The sequence below is a fragment of the Ruegeria sp. BG3 genome, from assembly GCF_056538485.1.
Genome location: NZ_JBQFTE010000004.1, coordinates 177,410 through 193,509, shown reverse-complemented (window position 1 = coordinate 193,509; position 16,100 = coordinate 177,410). Strand labels below are relative to the sequence as shown.

Annotated in this window: 13 protein-coding genes and 1 tRNA gene; 9 read left to right on the top strand and 5 right to left on the bottom strand. The window is 56.2% G+C overall.

Translation table 11 applies throughout. The features are described 5' to 3' along the window. Positions 1-217: 217 nt before the first annotated feature. Positions 218-376, top strand: a complete 159-nt coding sequence (locus tag ACR0AI_RS08450) for a hypothetical protein (RefSeq protein WP_480673151.1) — start codon at positions 218-220, stop codon at positions 374-376. 931 nt (positions 377-1,307) lie between these two features. On the opposite strand, the gene ACR0AI_RS08445 is transcribed toward ACR0AI_RS08450, so the two are convergent. Next, positions 1,308-2,318, bottom strand: coding sequence for a hypothetical protein (locus ACR0AI_RS08445; RefSeq protein WP_480673149.1), 1,011 nt, complete (start codon positions 2,316-2,318; stop codon positions 1,308-1,310). Positions 2,319-2,636: 318 nt separating this feature from the next. Here ACR0AI_RS08445 and ACR0AI_RS08440 point away from each other — a divergent pair, with 318 nt between their 5' ends. Then, the gene (locus tag ACR0AI_RS08440; protein ID WP_480673147.1) at positions 2,637-3,671 is read left to right on the top strand and encodes a hypothetical protein; all 1,035 of its coding nucleotides are present in this window, start codon (positions 2,637-2,639) and stop codon (positions 3,669-3,671) included. 601 nt (positions 3,672-4,272) lie between these two features. Here the strand turns inward: ACR0AI_RS08440 and ACR0AI_RS08435 are convergent. Together ACR0AI_RS08435 and ACR0AI_RS08430 are read right to left on the bottom strand one after the other, a co-directional pair. Continuing rightward, a complete protein-coding gene (locus ACR0AI_RS08435; RefSeq protein WP_480673145.1) occupies positions 4,273-4,575 on the bottom strand; it encodes a hypothetical protein in 303 nt (100 codons plus the stop codon). A gap of 232 nt (positions 4,576-4,807) precedes the next feature. Continuing rightward, positions 4,808-4,883: transfer RNA gene (locus ACR0AI_RS08430), tRNA-Thr, on the bottom strand. Positions 4,884-5,048: 165 nt separating this feature from the next. Here ACR0AI_RS08430 and ACR0AI_RS08425 point away from each other — a divergent pair. From ACR0AI_RS08425 to arsB, 4 genes are read left to right on the top strand one after another with little or no spacing between them, the layout of a single operon-like run. Next, positions 5,049-5,876 carry an arsenate reductase/protein-tyrosine-phosphatase family protein gene (locus ACR0AI_RS08425; RefSeq protein WP_480673143.1) on the top strand — a complete coding sequence of 276 codons (828 nt, stop codon included), beginning with the start codon at positions 5,049-5,051 and terminating at the stop codon, positions 5,874-5,876. A gap of 1 nt (position 5,877) precedes the next feature. Continuing rightward, positions 5,878-6,876: an ArsJ-associated glyceraldehyde-3-phosphate dehydrogenase gene (locus ACR0AI_RS08420; RefSeq protein ID WP_480673141.1), complete on the top strand. Its 999-nt coding sequence runs from the start codon at positions 5,878-5,880 to the stop codon at positions 6,874-6,876. After that, positions 6,873-8,138, top strand: a complete 1,266-nt coding sequence (gene arsJ / locus ACR0AI_RS08415; RefSeq protein WP_480673139.1) for an organoarsenical effux MFS transporter ArsJ — start codon at positions 6,873-6,875, stop codon at positions 8,136-8,138. Before ACR0AI_RS08420 ends, arsJ begins: the two co-directional genes overlap by 4 nt. After that, positions 8,135-9,154, top strand: a complete 1,020-nt coding sequence (gene arsB / locus ACR0AI_RS08410; RefSeq protein WP_480673137.1) for an ACR3 family arsenite efflux transporter — start codon at positions 8,135-8,137, stop codon at positions 9,152-9,154. Before arsJ ends, arsB begins: the two co-directional genes overlap by 4 nt. An 8-nt stretch (positions 9,155-9,162) precedes the next feature. Here the strand turns inward: arsB and ACR0AI_RS08405 are convergent, their stop codons facing one another. After that, complete coding sequence (locus ACR0AI_RS08405) at positions 9,163-10,569, bottom strand: bifunctional enoyl-CoA hydratase/phosphate acetyltransferase (protein WP_480673135.1); 1,407 nt, start codon at positions 10,567-10,569, stop codon at positions 9,163-9,165. A 110-nt stretch (positions 10,570-10,679) separates the two neighbouring features. Further along, positions 10,680-11,708: an AraC family transcriptional regulator gene (locus tag ACR0AI_RS08400; protein ID WP_480673133.1), complete on the bottom strand. Its 1,029-nt coding sequence runs from the start codon at positions 11,706-11,708 to the stop codon at positions 10,680-10,682. Between the two features lie 114 nt (positions 11,709-11,822). Here ACR0AI_RS08400 and ACR0AI_RS08395 point away from each other — a divergent pair, with 114 nt between their 5' ends. The 3 genes from ACR0AI_RS08395 to ACR0AI_RS08385 are packed head-to-tail and all read left to right on the top strand — an operon-like array spanning position 11,823 to position 16,048. Further along, positions 11,823-13,586 (top strand): acyl-CoA dehydrogenase family protein, encoded by a 1,764-nt coding sequence (locus tag ACR0AI_RS08395; protein ID WP_480673131.1) that lies wholly within the window; start codon positions 11,823-11,825, stop codon positions 13,584-13,586. A 22-nt stretch (positions 13,587-13,608) separates the two neighbouring features. Continuing rightward, on the top strand, positions 13,609-14,418 hold the full coding sequence (gene dmdD, locus ACR0AI_RS08390) for a methylthioacryloyl-CoA hydratase (RefSeq protein ID WP_480673129.1): 810 nt from the start codon (positions 13,609-13,611) through the stop codon (positions 14,416-14,418). Between the two features lie 16 nt (positions 14,419-14,434). After that, entirely contained in the window at positions 14,435-16,048 is a 1,614-nt protein-coding gene (locus tag ACR0AI_RS08385; RefSeq protein ID WP_480673127.1) for an AMP-binding protein, read from the top strand. The last annotated feature ends 52 nt before the right edge of the window (positions 16,049-16,100 follow it).

The window sequence follows — 16,100 nt, the reverse complement described above, 5'->3', positions numbered from 1 at the left end:
GACAGACTTCACGCACCTCCACTCACTCACGGGTGAGTAAAAGGGGTTGGTCCTTACCCCCTCGACCAACCCCTCACATCACCAACATCCCCAAGAATTCGAAATACAGACGCCTTGAGCGGACATTGGTGTTTTGCGTAAATTCACTCTTTGGGTCTGGCGAAGCTAAGACGCCCAACCTCGCACAAACTAGGTCTTGCGTGTAGCCTTTGGAGTCATGCGCAACCTCTACTCCAACACCATTCCGGCGGCAGCGATGCTCCAACTGTTCAACGTGGCCGTTGAACGTAACACGCTCCAGAAAGCTGAGGGCAAGAAACTCGGTGGTTCTGTGATTGAACTTGTCGAAAGAAACAATGCCTGCTCTGGGAAATAGACGAGAACTTGATGCGGTCGGAGCAACACCGACTGGTAGGCCAAATTTTGTCTGCAGTTTGGCGTTTAACTTAACTCAGATCAGATGAGGAGATGTAGTCTCCCAAGCGTATTTTGTTGTTGGAAAAACCTATGCGATAGTTATTTCATTGCTCAACAGTGTTTTTTTGTGTGCCTTCCGCAGCAAATCCAGCCGTTGCCTAAACGCAAGGCTTTGGGACAAATTCCATTCACATGCAAGCCTTTCCGAGTACGCACTATCCAGTCATCGCCGCGTCTACACAAGACGCGACAATCGAAGTTTAAGGTAGCCAGTCAGGCTATAGCCGGTGCGATACTGGTTGGAATGGCGCCCGCAGCTGGCTGTCGTCAAAATATTTTTGACTGACAATGACAGCTCAAAAAAGTCATGAACCCGGTGCTTGCTGCAGAGCTGGGTATAGCGATTGTAGAATTCAGTCAGGCGTATTGGGAAAACAACTACCAAGCCTAACTTAGGTGCACTTACAAGAACCGCTACTTCCACTCCTACCATCCAGATCCAGGTCCGTTTTGCTACCACGCTCCTCAAGATCCCGAGCGTCAATTCGGCCCATACTACTCGCCTCCGTCTCATCAACCTGCTCCACATCGCCACCGCGACGGCGGTCAAGGGTAACACCATCGTCACGGCGACGGTCATTGGCACCATCATCATTTACGGTCTAGAGTAGAACGCCAAAAAAAGGGCGCGCTTTGCAACAGCACGCCCAGTCCAACAGGGAGGAGAAAAACTCGCGTTCTCAAATACACCAACGCTAGTTCATCAATGAAAATAGTTTGGCCGATTCTGTTTGAGTAGTCTGTGACTCGGATTACACATCCAAGAATTTCTGGGTAGGTTCTGACGAAGTTGTCCAAACCCAACGACGACTGGACAGATAGATGCTCGACTAGCCCGCGCTGGAAGGCGGTGCCACGCTTGAAGCCGCTTCAACTTGCCTTAGTGCATTGGGTACGAACAGCTCACTAAACCCGGCAATGAATCCAAACAGCAAGTACGTCCACGGTTTCAGTGCAGGCTCTATAGATGCAAGCAGCCAATCACCTGAAATCAGGAATATAGCGACGCCTGCCGCAATCACCCCTATGGGGATACGGATGAAACCCGTATAGACCATCTCCCAAAGCGACACGGAGTGATCCACCCGTATGCTGCTTACGGATCCGGAGACGGAAAAAAACGCACCAATTGCACCTAATGCTAAAATGTCTAAAGCGTGGACGTTGAACGAATCTGATGAGCCGGCCACCAATAGATTTGAAAACGGCCCTGAAAATCGTAGAGCAACCCAAAGTATCAATATCGCGAAGAGTGCGAACAAATTCCCCTGCACATAGCGCATCCGGTTCTTGCTGTCGCGAAGTTTTGTAATGTGGTTGCGAACGTGATTGAGAAGCTCTTTTGCAACTTTCTGGTTGCCCTCGTAGGCCATTTCCATAGCCCGCGCCATCATCTCAGTCGCCCTTCTACGGAGAGAATTTGAGCTTCCAGTATCGAGACTGCCAGACCTACATATGCTATCGACTAAGTCACAAATATAAGCCAATTCGCCTGCGACGCTACTAAGGTTTGCACGGAGCTCTTTTGCGCACTCGTAGTCCTCGGGAAACTTCGTTCGCAACCAAATATGATCCAAGCGGCGCCCTTTTGCGCTACCAAAGACGCCATTCTTGGACGTGTCCCCGGCATCATCGACAACAGAGTCTGACCCGTCATTCACTTCCTGCACAACCGAATAAATTATGAACCTGTCAGTTCCAATCAAAACACGGTCTACAGTGTCGCAAAGTGGATCTTTCTCGCCTTTCCTTATACGTTCAGATTCCGCGATTTGGCACTTATCTACATTGCAAATACTATTTTCAGCTGCTTCCTGGGGCAGCCCAGAATGCTCGTTCATTGGAATTTTCCTGTCATATTCTTTGAACTGAAATTTGAGGCGTATTGTACCACAATCTGCAGTTTTTGCACAGTAGCGGCGTTCCACGATAACCAGAGGTGGAACTGCGCCTTGGTATTATTGCGGCTGCCGTTGAATCGTTTCGCAGCTAGTCTATCAACAAGACCTCAGTAGTCTCGCGCCCTAAGTCCACGCACTGATTGACTAGGGATTCACTTGCGGTCGTGCATTTGCCGACTATGAAGAAGTTGAAAAATCGCCTTCTATTTGCGACAATTGAGTCCTGTTTTTTGCTCCTTTTTCTTCACGGTTGATGCCATGGATGAAGAACTTACCAACCAAATAGAACTGCGGCGTTTGGAACTTGAAGCCGAACGTGAAATTAAGCAGCTCGAAAACGAAGCTCGCGCACGAGAAGCAGAAGCTGGCATTAAAAAAGTAATATTCGGGACAATGATTGTTGGAATCGTTGCCGCTCTATTTCCCTTTCTTAGTGCACTGGCCGAGCTATCAACAACAAAACAAATTGAGCGCATCAAAGCGTCAGCACAGCTGCAAATTGCTACGGAGAAGAACAAGTTGGACAAAGAGCTCGCTAGAACACAGGCCGAGCTCCAACGTAAGAGTGACACACATACAAGACTGGAAAGCTTCGCAAATGAGGGACGTGCTGCCGACATAGATAAAAGGATTGTGTTGGCGCAGTACTATTCACATTTGACTATCGACGAAGAAGACAGGACCCGCTGGGTGACATTCTTGAAGTTCCTTGAAGACTTAAAGTCGGAAGAGCGGCAAGCAAAATTGAGCTTGCAAAGAGCTTCAAGCCTAGAAGAGCGAACCGAGGCACGCGATAAACTTCGCAGCATACAGTCGATAACAAGAACGACGTCTTCGTTTGAAGACAAAGGCGAACTTCGCCCGTCTGAGTTTGTTCTGGAGCTACAACACTTGACGTTTACCGAGCGTTGCGCCGATGAGGTTTTTGCCAATCGGGACAACTCAAAAATGGGTAGTTGGTACAAGGACGGAATTTTTGGCCCATATACGGAAAGATGCGTCATGGCAGCCCTAGGCGAAATTGACTTTCTTCCTGAATTGCATGACCGGCAGGCTCTTTTTTTTACTCATGAGGGTCGGAGTGCTCTTATCTCCGCTTTAAGGGGCGAAATGCCGGTAGAACGCCTCAAAGACCTAAAGTGGGAAGACAGTAGCCGTGTTTTCCGTGATGACCCTCTGGTAACGCAATGTCTTCGTTTTGCTTGTCAGGAAAGTAGATTGCTTGTGCTGCCAAGTGCATACGACCTCGCCGAAGCGGCTAGTCAAAGTCTATTGCAAAACGATCAACCCTGAACCAACAACGCGTTGAAACCGGCGAGCCTCTCTGAACAAAGCCAGCAATGGCGTGGTATGGCACAACACCGCAGGTTCATTTTTGCACATGTGCGACAAGCGCGATTGGGATAGTAGCTGTTTCAAGTGGTTCCGCATCCGGTCGTTTCCGAAGGAGCCGCCGTTGGTGGTGACTAGAGAGTAAAAACCAAGGGCGCCCCTTGAAAAGGGCCGTTTAAATTTTTCGGTTCAGTTCCGATACAACATATACGAACTCTTGAGAGTAGCGACGGCCTACCCTCGTTGATCAGGTCTACATTGTAAAAGAGATCTAAAACAGCGAACGCATAGAGCTGCCGTTCCCAAAGCCCGATAGTGCAAATGCAGCGAATGTCTACGAGCTGGCCCAGAATACCCCTTACTTTACCCAGCAAATTTCAGGCACGGCGACATTCTATTTGTCCGCTGAACCGACGTTGAACACCTAAGGCGAACCTACGAATCCCATTGAAACTGCCAGATGTCCGATACAAGCCCTGAGTGAACTAAGTGCCCTAGCCACCAACCCTCTAACGATTTGATCTTGTTATCGATGTCCGTCCTTTTTTGAACCTCATCGAACTCATGGATGGTTTAAATATTTTTCCCGGCGAGCAGTACTCTTCGTGAAGTCTGCGACCCATACACCGAAGCAAAGACCACTGAGATTGTAAATGACAGGACGATACAAACTGCAGTCGTCCTCACCTCCAAGAAAGCTGTTAAAGGCAGGAAGGCAACGTCGCCGATTCAAAACAAAACGACCATGCAAAATAAAAAACAGGCAATCAGTATCAGGACAAGGTTTGATCCGACGTTCTTGCGCGCTCGGATTTGTTTTCTTGGGCCCTTCTTGGGTGAGCCATAAGGGATCGAAATCGATCAATTAAACTGCCTAGTTTTTGGAGCGAAAACACGTTTACAAGACTAGAAACAATTGTAAATTCTCCGACCTACGAATGGCAATTCGGCGTTTAAATGGCAAAAGTAATCCAGATGAAAGAACTCGGCGACAACGTTTTTGCAGGCATATTGACTAATTGGTTGGTTTCGAGTGTGGGAAAAGTCATACCATTTTCCACCAAATATCTGATATAAATAAAATTTCATACAAAAACTGGTGCCGCTGAAGGGACTCGAACCCCCGACCCCATCATTACGAATGACGTGCTCTACCAGCTGAGCTACAGCGGCACCGTTGGTCCTCCGAAGCTGAATTCGGAAGGATGCGAAGGCTTCTTTAATTCGTCAGGTCTGCGCCTGCAAGCCCGGATCAGCGCGCCGAGGCTTCATGAAAATTCTGTGACACAATAGGGTTCCCGGTTGACCACCAATATATATTTCCATAATTCATGAAATATGATAGAAGAGATCACCGATCAGCTGGCCATTCTGGGGCATCCGCAACGCATCACAGTCTTTCGCATGTTAATGCGACGGTTTCCTGACACCGTACCAGCGGGTGAGCTGGCCTCGGAGCTGGATATCAAACCCAGCACCATGTCGAATTATCTGAATGCGCTGCAAAGGTCCGGGCTGGTGACTCAGGAACGCTCAGGCACGTCCCTGCTTTATTCCGTCGATATGACAAAAGTGCAGGGAATGCTGGATTTTCTGGTTGTCGATTGCTGCCGGGGTCGTCCCGATATCTGCATGCCTTTCACACAAGGAAATGAAGACATGACTGACCGCAAGTTCAACGTCCTGTTTCTATGCGTGGGCAATTCTGCCCGCTCGATCTTTGCCGAAACCCTGCTGCGTGAGTTGGGAGATGACAGGTTCACCGTCTACTCAGCCGGAACGCAGCCCGCGTCCGAGTTGAACCCCTTTGCTGTGCAAGTGCTGCAGGACAAGGGTCACGATACTTCGGTCCTGCGCTCCAAGCATATGTCGGAATTTGCGGCCGACGGGGCGCCGGAGATGGATTTTGTTTTTACCGTTTGCAATCAAGCTGCGAACGAAGACTGCCCGGCCTGGGAAGGCCAACCGATCAGCGGCCATTGGGGCATGGAAGACCCGGTGAAAGCTACCGGAACCGATGCCGAGAAAAGCCTCGCCTTTCAAAACGCCTATGGCGCGCTGAAGCGCCGGATCGAGGCGTTTACCTCTTTGCCGGTCGAAAGCCTTGACCGGATCGCCCTACAATCTGCTGTCGATGACATCGGCAGAACCTCTGTCGGAGACTGAAATGACCACATATGCTGTGAATGGCCTGGGCCGGATAGGAAAACTGGCCCTGAAACCGCTGTTGGAGAAAGGCGCCAAGATCGCCTGGATCAACGACGCGGTCGGAGATGCCGAGATGCACGCGCATCTGCTGGAGTTCGACACGGTTCATGGCCGTTGGGACGCCACTTTCGAGCATGATGACGAAAGCGTCACCATCAACGGCACCCGCCTGCCCTTCATTGGCACCAAGGATCTGAGCGCCCTGCCGCTGGACGGCGTCGATGTGGTGATCGACTGCACCGGTGTCTTCAAGACCGAGGCGAAACTGGCCCCTTATTTCGAGGCGGGCGTGAAGAAGGTTGTTGTGTCGGCCCCGGTCAAGGACGGCCCGACTGCCAATATCGTGATGGGTGTGAATGACGACATCTACGATCCGGCGACCCATCAGATCGTGACCGCAGCCTCTTGCACCACGAACTGTCTGGCCCCGGTGGTCAAGGTGATCCACGAGAATCTGGGCATCCGCCACGGCTCGATGACCACGATCCATGACATGACCAATACGCAGACCATCGTGGATCGTCCCGCCAAGGACCTGCGGCGTGCGCGGTCGGCGCTGAACTCACTGATCCCGACCACGACCGGCTCGGCCACGGCGATCACGCTGATCTACCCTGAACTCAAGGGACGTTTGAACGGCCACGCGGTGCGGGTGCCCCTGTTGAACGCCTCACTGACCGACTGCGTGTTTGAGGTTGAACGTGAGACCACCGTCGAAGAGGTCAACGCCTTCTTCAAAGCCGCCGCCGAAGGTGAATTGAATGGCATTCTGGGCTATGAGACCCGGCCTTTGGTGTCGACCGACTATACCAACGACGAACGCTCTTCGATCGTCGATGCGCCGTCGACCATGGTGGTGAACGGGACGCAGGTGAAAATCTATGCCTGGTATGACAACGAGATGGGCTATGCCCACCGTCTGGTCGATGTGGCGCTGATGGTCGGGGCCTCGCTGTGACCGATCGGCCCGAGGGGCTGTCGGCCTATATCGCGGTCACGGCGGCCTATTGGGCCTTTATGCTGACCGACGGGGCCCTGCGAATGCTGGTGCTGTTGCACTTTCATACGCTTGGCTTCTCGCCGGTGCAGCTGGCCTATCTGTTTGTCCTTTATGAAATCGCTGGGATGGTGACGAACCTTGCAGCGGGCTGGATCGCGGCGCGGTTTGGCTTGACCTCGACGCTCTATGCCGGGCTTGGGTTGCAGGTGGTGGCGCTGCTAGCGTTGACGCAACTAGACCCTAATTGGGCGATTGGCGCATCTGTGGCCTTCGTCATGATCGTGCAAGGCGCAAGCGGAGTGGCCAAGGATCTGGCCAAGATGTCCTCAAAATCCGCAGTGAAATTGCTGGCCCCGACCGAGGGCGGCGGGCTGTTTCGCTGGGTAGCGGTGCTGACCGGATCCAAGAACGCGGTCAAAGGGCTGGGCTTCCTTCTTGGTGCAGCCATGCTGGCAACGCTGGGCTTTCAGGCGGCGATCATTGTGATGGCAGTCGTTCTGGCGGTGATCCTGTTCGCTGTCATCCGCTTTATGCCCCCCGGCCTGCCTAAAGGGCGCAAGGGCGCGAAGTTCTCTGAAGTCTTCTCGAAATCTGCCAACGTCAATTGGCTGTCCGCCGCGCGGGTCTTCCTGTTCGGTGCCCGCGACGTGTGGTTCGTGGTCGGCATCCCTATCTATTTCTACGCCGTCCTCTCGGATGGTACGGAAGAGGGCAACCGCGCCGCCTTTTTCATGATCGGCACCTTCATGGCGTTCTGGATCATCCTCTACGGCGTTATTCAGGCCAACGCGCCCAAGATCCTACGGGCCTCAGACCGGTCCGAAGGTGATTTGATCCGCGCTGCACGCAGCTGGGCCGCAATGCTGTTCTGCGTTCCAGCGGCTCTAACACTGGTAGTTTTGCTATCTTCCGGGCCTGAAACATGGCTGACAATCACGTTGGTTTTGGGCCTGCTGGTGTTTGGAGCAATCTTCGCCGTCAACTCATCCCTGCATTCCTATCTGATCCTCGCCTTCACAAAGTCCGAGCGGGTCACGATGGATGTCGGCTTTTACTACATGGCCAACGCGACAGGCCGCCTTTTGGGCACCGTCCTGTCCGGCTTTACCTATCAGGTCGGCGGGCTGCCCCTTGTGCTGGGCACAGCGGCTGTCATGGTGGCCCTTGCGGCGCTCACTTCGGGCAAGCTTACCGACCAAACAACTGAGGCATATTCATGAGCATCTTCGAGCGCTATCTGACCATCTGGGTCGCCCTCGCCATGGTCGGCGGCGTACTGATCGGACTGGCCGCGCCCGGTCTGGTCGGCCTGATCGCCGGGGCCGAGGTGGCAAGCGTCAACTTGGTCGTGGCCCTGCTGATCTGGGCCATGGTCTATCCGATGATGGTCGGCGTCGATTTCAAAGCGGTCGCGGGCGTGGCCCGGCAACCCAAGGGCCTGATCGTGACGCTGGTGGTCAACTGGTTGATTAAGCCCTTCACCATGGCCCTGCTGGCAGTGTTGTTCTTCGACTACATCTTTGCCCCGTGGATTCAGCCGGAAGATGCTGCACAATACACCGCGGGTCTGATCCTCTTGGGGGCCGCACCCTGCACCGCGATGGTGTTTGTCTGGTCGCAACTGACCAAAGGCGATGCGACCTACACTTTGGTGCAGGTGTCGGTGAATGACCTGATCATGGTCGTGGCTTTTGCGCCAATTGTGGCCTTTTTGCTGGGGGTCACAGATATCTCGGTCCCGTGGCAAACGCTTGTTCTGGCCACCGTTCTTTATGTGGTTTTGCCCCTGATTGCCGGTTTGATCACCCGCAAGCGGCTGGGTTCGCAAGAGGCCATCGACGCCTTCTCCGCCCGCGTCAAGCCTTGGTCGATCATGGGCCTGATTGCAACGGTGGTGATCCTGTTCGGCCTTCAGGGAGAGACGATCCTGGCCAAGCCCATGGTCATCGTCTTGATCGCCGTGCCGATCCTGATCCAAAGCTATGGCATCTTCGCGGTGGCCTATGGGGCCGCCTATGCCCTGAAGGTCCCACACCGCATCGCCGCCCCTTGCGCAATGATCGGAACCTCAAACTTTTTTGAGCTGGCCGTAGCGGTCGCCATCAGCCTGTTCGGCCTACACTCCGGGGCGGCGCTTGCAACGGTGGTGGGTGTTCTGGTCGAGGTGCCGGTGATGTTGTCACTGGTTGCCTTCGCCAACCGCACGCGGGCCCGGTTTCCCGAACCCGCGACGTAGTAAACCATTCACCGCACCGAATGATCATAAAGCACCGCAATCGCCGCCGAGGCGATGCGAGTGCGGCGATCATCGGCGCGGCTGGTCAGCATGATCGGAACCTGCGCGCCCAAAACAATCCCTGCGGCCTCAGCTCCGGCCAGATACATGAGCTGCTTGGCGATCATGTTGCCGGCCTCAAGGTCCGGCGCGACCAGTATATCGGCCTGCCCCGCCACGTCGGATTTGATGCCCTTGGTCGTGACAGCACGCATCGACACGGCGTTGTCAAAAGCCAGAGGGCCATCGAGCATACCACCCGTGATCTGCCCGCGATCCGCCATTTTGCACAGGGCACCAGCCTCGACCGTGGATTGCAGCCGGGGTGTGATGGTCTCAACCGCTGACAGGATCGCTACTTTTGGCGTCTCGATCCCGATGGCGCGAGCCAGATCAATGGCATTCTGAACCATGTCCGCCTTGGTCTGCAGATCGGGCGCTATGTTGATGGCCGCATCGGTGATCAGAAGCGGTTTGGAGTAGGTCGGCACATCCATGACATAGACATGGCTCATCCGGCGTTCGCTGCGCAAACCATTGGCCTTAGAGACAACGGCGGACATGACCTCATCCGTGTGCAACGCGCCCTTCATCAGGGCCTTCACACGACCATCCCGCGCCAGATGCACCGCCCGTTCGGCCGAGGCATGGCTGTGCGGTGTATCAATGATCTCGAGTCCGCCGATATCCAACCTGGCCGCATCCGCCGCATGTAGAATTCGGCTGCGCGGGCCGACCAAAACAGGCTCTAACAAACCTAAATCCCGGGCCGAGAGCGCCCCCTCCAACGCACTTTCATCACAGGGATGGACCACGGCTGTGGGCAATGGGTCCATTTTCTGAGCCGCGCTCAGCAATCGGTCATAGGAGGCGCCCCGGTGATGCAAAACCAAATCCGGCATCGCCATTCGTGGCCTTTTGACTTTTTTGTCTGGCGCGATCACAACGGCCTGTCCGGTGATGACAGGTTTGCCTTCGCCAGTCGTACAGAGACAATCCAGAGTGACGTGCTTCTTCTCGGGCTGCTTTTCGGTCACGGTGACGCGCACAGTGACCGTATCGCCGATGCCAACGGGTTTGAGGAATTTTAGAGTCTGATCCAGATAAATCGTCCCCGGCCCAGGCAATTGCGTGCCCAACACATTGGATATCAGCGCACCGCCCCACATGCCATGTGCGACGACTCTGTGAAAGACATCCTCCTGCGCGAAGGCCTCATCTACATGGGCCGGGTTCACATCGCCGGAAACCGCTGCAAAGGCGTCGATATCCTGTGCGGTCAGGGTACGCGAAAGTTCGGCCGTATCTCCGACGTTGATCTCATCAAACGGCCGGTTTTCGATGAAGCCGATGCCGGTATCCTCATCCGATGACATTCATTCCCCTTTCAATACAAAAGCCAACCCTTGGGCAGACACCCCGAACAGTTGCTGTTCAAAGACCCATAAAGGCTCAATATGACAGAGACATGCAAGCGCCGCGACGGTCAGACCGCGCGATCCTGTGCGCGATACGAACCCGGGCTGCGGTTAGTCCATTTCCGGAATGCGCGGTGAAAATTCGCCGGGGCCGAGAACCCCGTATCGAACGCAATCTGCTCGATACTGTCGCCGCTTTGCTGCAGGGCGCGGATCGCAATATCGCGGCGCAGGGCGTCCTTGATGTCCTGAAACGAGGTGCCCTCGTCCTTGAGACGCCGGTTCAGGGTCCGGGGCGTCATCTTCAGAGCAATGGCCGCGTCGGGAAGCTGACTACTTTTCCAAGACGTCCGATACAGGAACGCACGGACCTGTAGGCTGTTTGTATGCGCGCGCGAGTTGGTGAATATCCAGTCGATCGGTGCGCGCTCCAAGAAGAGGGACGCCTCAGCCGGGCTGCGCGTGATCGGGGGATCAAAGCGGCGCGGATCGAACAGAATGCTGGTCTGCGGGGCATCGAATGTCACCGCGCAGGGGAAGACAACCGCATAGTCCGCCGCAAAACCGGGCCGCGCAAAGGCAAAGCGAACGGCCTTTACCGGCGTTTCCGACCCGCCCAGCCATGACAGCAGCCCATGCGCAAGTTTCAGGATCAGCATATGGCCAAAGCGCTGGGGTGCCGTGTCCTGCCGATACGGTACCAGCGAAAGTTCAGCCAAATCCGACCCGGTGCGCAGCTCCAGATGAAAATCATCCAGCAATAAATTCCAGAATGTCGAGAAACGATACAGCGCCGAGGTCAGGCTGCTTGCTTCGCGCAGGACGGTCACAAGATGCTGCAAGGCGCGTGGCCGAATGGGACGGCTCCAAAGGCCCATCATTTCGTCCCCGGTCTCAGGCGCGGCCAGTTGGTACAAGCGGGCGATTTCCTGAAGCGTCACGCGCTGCGCAGGCTCTGACGCACTGGCGTGCAGGCCCGAACGGCTCAGCAGAAACTGCATCTGATCTGCACTACAACACACCCTCAGCGCCTCAAGCCAATCCTGGATAAAACCGGCTGAAACAGTTGTAAGTGAGATGGGGTCATTGCTGACCATGATCGCCCCCAGTTTGGCAATATCGGATAGTAACTTGGCAATATATGAGCTTTTCGGCAAGCTGCACGGCAGATAAATGACGTAAAACCACAATTACCATTGGGGGAATCTGGCATGTCCTATCAGCCACCCGTGCAGGATCTGATGTTCTGTATCGAACACCTGTCCCATTGGGAAACAGTGTCCACTTTGGACGCATACTCGGACTTCGAACTGACCGATATCGGCGCTGCGCTAGAGGGATATGCGCGGTTCTGCAGCGAACAGATCGCGCCGCTGTCCCATATCGGCGACACGTTGGGCGCGCAGTTTGACAACGGTCGCGTGAAAATGCCCGAAGGGGACGCGCAGGCCTATGCGCAATTTATTGAAATGGGCTGGCAAGCCCTTACACACCCACCTGAGTTTGGCGGCATGGGACTGCCACGAACGGTTGGTGCGGCGGCGGTCGAGATGCTGAACGCCGCCGATATGAGCTTTGGCCTGTGTCCCTTGCTGACCGATGGTGCGATCGAGGCGCTGCTGCTGACAGGCTCGGACGCGCAGAAAGCCACCTATTTAGAGCCTTTAATTGCTGGGTGCTGGTCGGGCACGATGAACCTGACCGAACCCCAAGCAGGCAGCGATCTGGGTCGCGTTTCGACCAAGGCGGTGCAACGCGAAGATGGCAGCTATGGCGTGTCCGGCACCAAGATTTTCATCACATATGGCGCGCATGACCTGACTGAGAACATCATCCATCTGGTTCTGGCCCGTACCCCTGGCGCGCCCGCCGGACCGAAGGGGCTGAGCCTGTTCATCGTCCCGCAGAAGATGGTGGCAGAGGATGGCTCGATCGGGGCCGAGAATGCCGTGAACTGTGTCAGCATCGAACACAAGCTGGGCGTGCGCGCCAGCCCAACGGCGGTACTGGAATACAAAGACGCCACTGGCTTCCTGATCGGTGAGGAAAACCGCGGGTTGGAATACATGTTCATCATGATGAACGCCGCGCGCTTTTCGGTCGGCGTTCAGGGCATCGCGACATCAGAACGCGCCTATCAGCGCGCCTTGGCTTATGCGCGGGACCGGGTCCAGAGCCGCCCCGTGAATGGTCAGGTCAAGGACGCGGTTGCGATCATCCAGCACCCCGACGTGCGCCGCATGTTGATGCGGATGCGCAGCCTCACAGAAGGCGGGCGCGCCATGGCGGCGGCCACAGCCGGGCTGCTGGACATCGCACACCATCAGGATGATCCGGACATGGCCTCTCTGGCCGAGTTCATGGTTCCGCTGGTCAAGGGCTTCTGCTCGGAACGCGCGGTCGAGGTCGCCTCTCTGGGCGTTCAAATCCATGGCGGCATGGGCTTTATCGAAGAAACTGGCGCCGCTCAGCACTATCGCGACGCGCGCATTCTGCCGATTTACGAAGGCACCACCGCCATTCAGGCCAACGACCTTCTGGGTCGCAAGGTCATGCGCGACGGGGGCGAGACCGCCCGCCGGTTCGCCGCCCGCATCACAGCGACCGAAGCCGAGCTGGCAGAAGGCGATGCCACCGCGCAAGCCATCGGCGCAAGCCTTGCGCAAGCACGCGGCGCGTTTGAAGCCGCCTTGGAATGGCTGTTGGAAAACAGCCGCAAAGACATCGACGCCGCATTTGCGGGCTCGGTCCCGTTCCTGATGCTGGCAGGTACGCTTGCGGCGGGTTGGAAACTGGCAAAAGGTGTCGCCCCGGCGCAAGCGGCGTTGAACGAAGGGCAGAACACGCAGTTCATGACCCAGAAGATCGCCACAGCGCTGTTCTTTGCCCAGCATATCCTGCCCGAATGCAATGTCGAACACACCCGCATCTTGCACGGCGCGCGCAGCTTGCTTGACGCGGCCTTCCTCGAATAACGCCTCCAAAAGGATCTGACTCATGAATGATGTCGTGAACCCCGCCACCTATGAGAACCTCGCAATTTCCGAGCGTGACAATGGCCTCTATGTCGTGACCCTGAACCGCCCGACCAAGCGCAATGCACTGGACGTGGCCACGATCGAAGAACTGATCCGCTTTTTCAGCGGCGCGCGCATGGCCGGCGTGCGGGCTGTTGTGCTGACCGGCGAGGGCGATCACTTCTGCGCGGGTCTTGATTTGGTTGAACACTGGAAGGCCGACCGCAGCCCCGATGACTTCATGCATGTCTGCCTGCGCTGGCATGAGGCGTTCAACAAGATGGAATATGGTGGCGTGCCGATCATCGCCGCCCTGAAAGGCGCGGTGGTTGGCGGCGGGCTGGAGCTTGCCAGCGCCGCCCATATCCGCGTCATCGATCCCGGCACCTATTTCGCCTTACCCGAAGGTCAGCGCGGGATTTTCACGGGCGGAGGCGCAACCATCCGCGTCTCGGACATGATCGGCAAATATCGCATGATCGACATGATCCTGACCGGCCGCGTCTATCAGGGGCAACAGGCCGTCGATCTGGGGCTGGCACAGTACATCACGGAAGACGGTGGCAGCATGGCCAAGGCAATGGAACTGGCAGACCAAATCGCGCAGAACCTGCCTTTGACCAATTTTGCCATCTGTTCGGCGATCAGCCATTTGAATAACATGTCCGGTATGGATGCAGCTTATGCCGAAGCCGTGGTCGGCGGTGTGGTCAACACCCAACCCGCCGCCCGCGAACGGCTGGAAGCCTTTGCCAACAAGACCGCCGCCCGCGTGCGGCCCAACAACTAAGACAGGCGGGACCCGGATGCGCCACCATTTCGAAGCTCTTCAGAAGACACGGGCCAACCACGTGCCTTTGTCACCTTTGTCCTTCCTGCGCCGCGCCGAAACCCTGCACGGCGCGCGCACCGCCGTTATCTATGGTGATATCCGACGAAGCTGGGCGGAAACCGCCGCCCGCATTCGCGCGGTGGCAAGTGGATTGGCCGCGCTTGGCGTGCAGAAGGGCGATACGGTCTCGGTCCTCAGCCCGAACATCCCGGAACTGTTTGAGCTGCATTTTGCCCTGCCCCTGGCCGGAGGGGTGCTGAATACGCTCAACACAAGGCTCGAGCCCGAAACCATCGCCTATATTCTGGATCATGCGGACACCAAACTGGTGATCGTGGACCGTGAACTGGTCCCGCTTCTGTCCAAAGCCTTTGATCTGCTGGGTCGCACAATACCTGTGGTCGAAATCGCCGATCCTGCGGCCACTGGTGAAACCCTCGGCGGCCAGACCTATGAGGCGCTGACCACGGCCCCGCCCCTGCCTATCGATCTGCCTGATGATGAGTGGGACGCGATTGCGCTGAACTACACCTCAGGCACCTCGGGTCGCCCCAAGGGCGTCGTCTATCACCACCGTGGTGCTTATCTGATGGCGCTGGGTACGGGCACCGCGTGGCATATGCCGCCCTATCCAGTCTATCTGTCTGTCGTGCCAATGTTCCACTGCAATGGCTGGGGCCATCCCTGGTTGATGGCGATGCTCGGTGGGACGGTTGTCTTTACACGCATCCCCGCCGCAGACCGTATTCTGGACGCGATCCGCACCCATGGCGTGACCCATTTCGGAGCCGCCCCCATCGTGTTGCAAATGCTGGCTGAGGCCGAAAGCGACGCCGCCCCGTTTGATCCGGCAATCCGGGTGCTGACCGCCGGTGCGCCTCCCCCGCCTTCGGTCTTGGAGAAGACCCGCGCGATGGGGTTTGACGTCATGCAGGTCTATGGCCTGACCGAGACTTACGGCCACATCTCGCAATGCCTCTGGCAGGAGGAGTGGAACGATCTCAGCCCTGCGGAACAGGCTGAGTTGCAGGCCCAACAGGGCATCGCCTTCCCGATGGTTGAAGAGGTCACGGTGATCGACCGCGACAACGGCGCACCGGTGCAGCGCGATGGAGCCACACAAGGTGAGATCGCCATTCGGGGCAACACGGTCATGGCCGGGTACTACAAAGACGCCGAGGCAACCTCGAACGCCTTCGAGGACGGCTGGTTCTGGTCCGGCGACGGAGCTGTGATGTATGAAAACGGCTACATTCAGATCCGCGACCGCCTGAAGGACGTGATCATCTCGGGCGGCGAAAACATCTCATCCGTCGAGGTCGAAGCGGTGCTATACCGCCATGACGCAGTGCAGGCCGCCGCCGTGGTTGCAATGCCGCATGCGAAATGGGGCGAGGTCCCCTGCGCATTTATCGAATTACGCGACGGGACAGAGGCAAACGCCGAGGACATCATCGCCTTCTGCCGCGATCATCTGGCCGGGTTCAAAGCCCCAAAAGCAGTTGTTTTCGAGACACTTCCCAAGACCTCGACCGGTAAAATCCAGAAATTCCAACTGCGCGACCGCGTCAAAACACTGTCGCTTTGACATAGCTCTGCCCGGGTTTATCCAATAACGCTCGGGCAAAGCCCCAAACCCT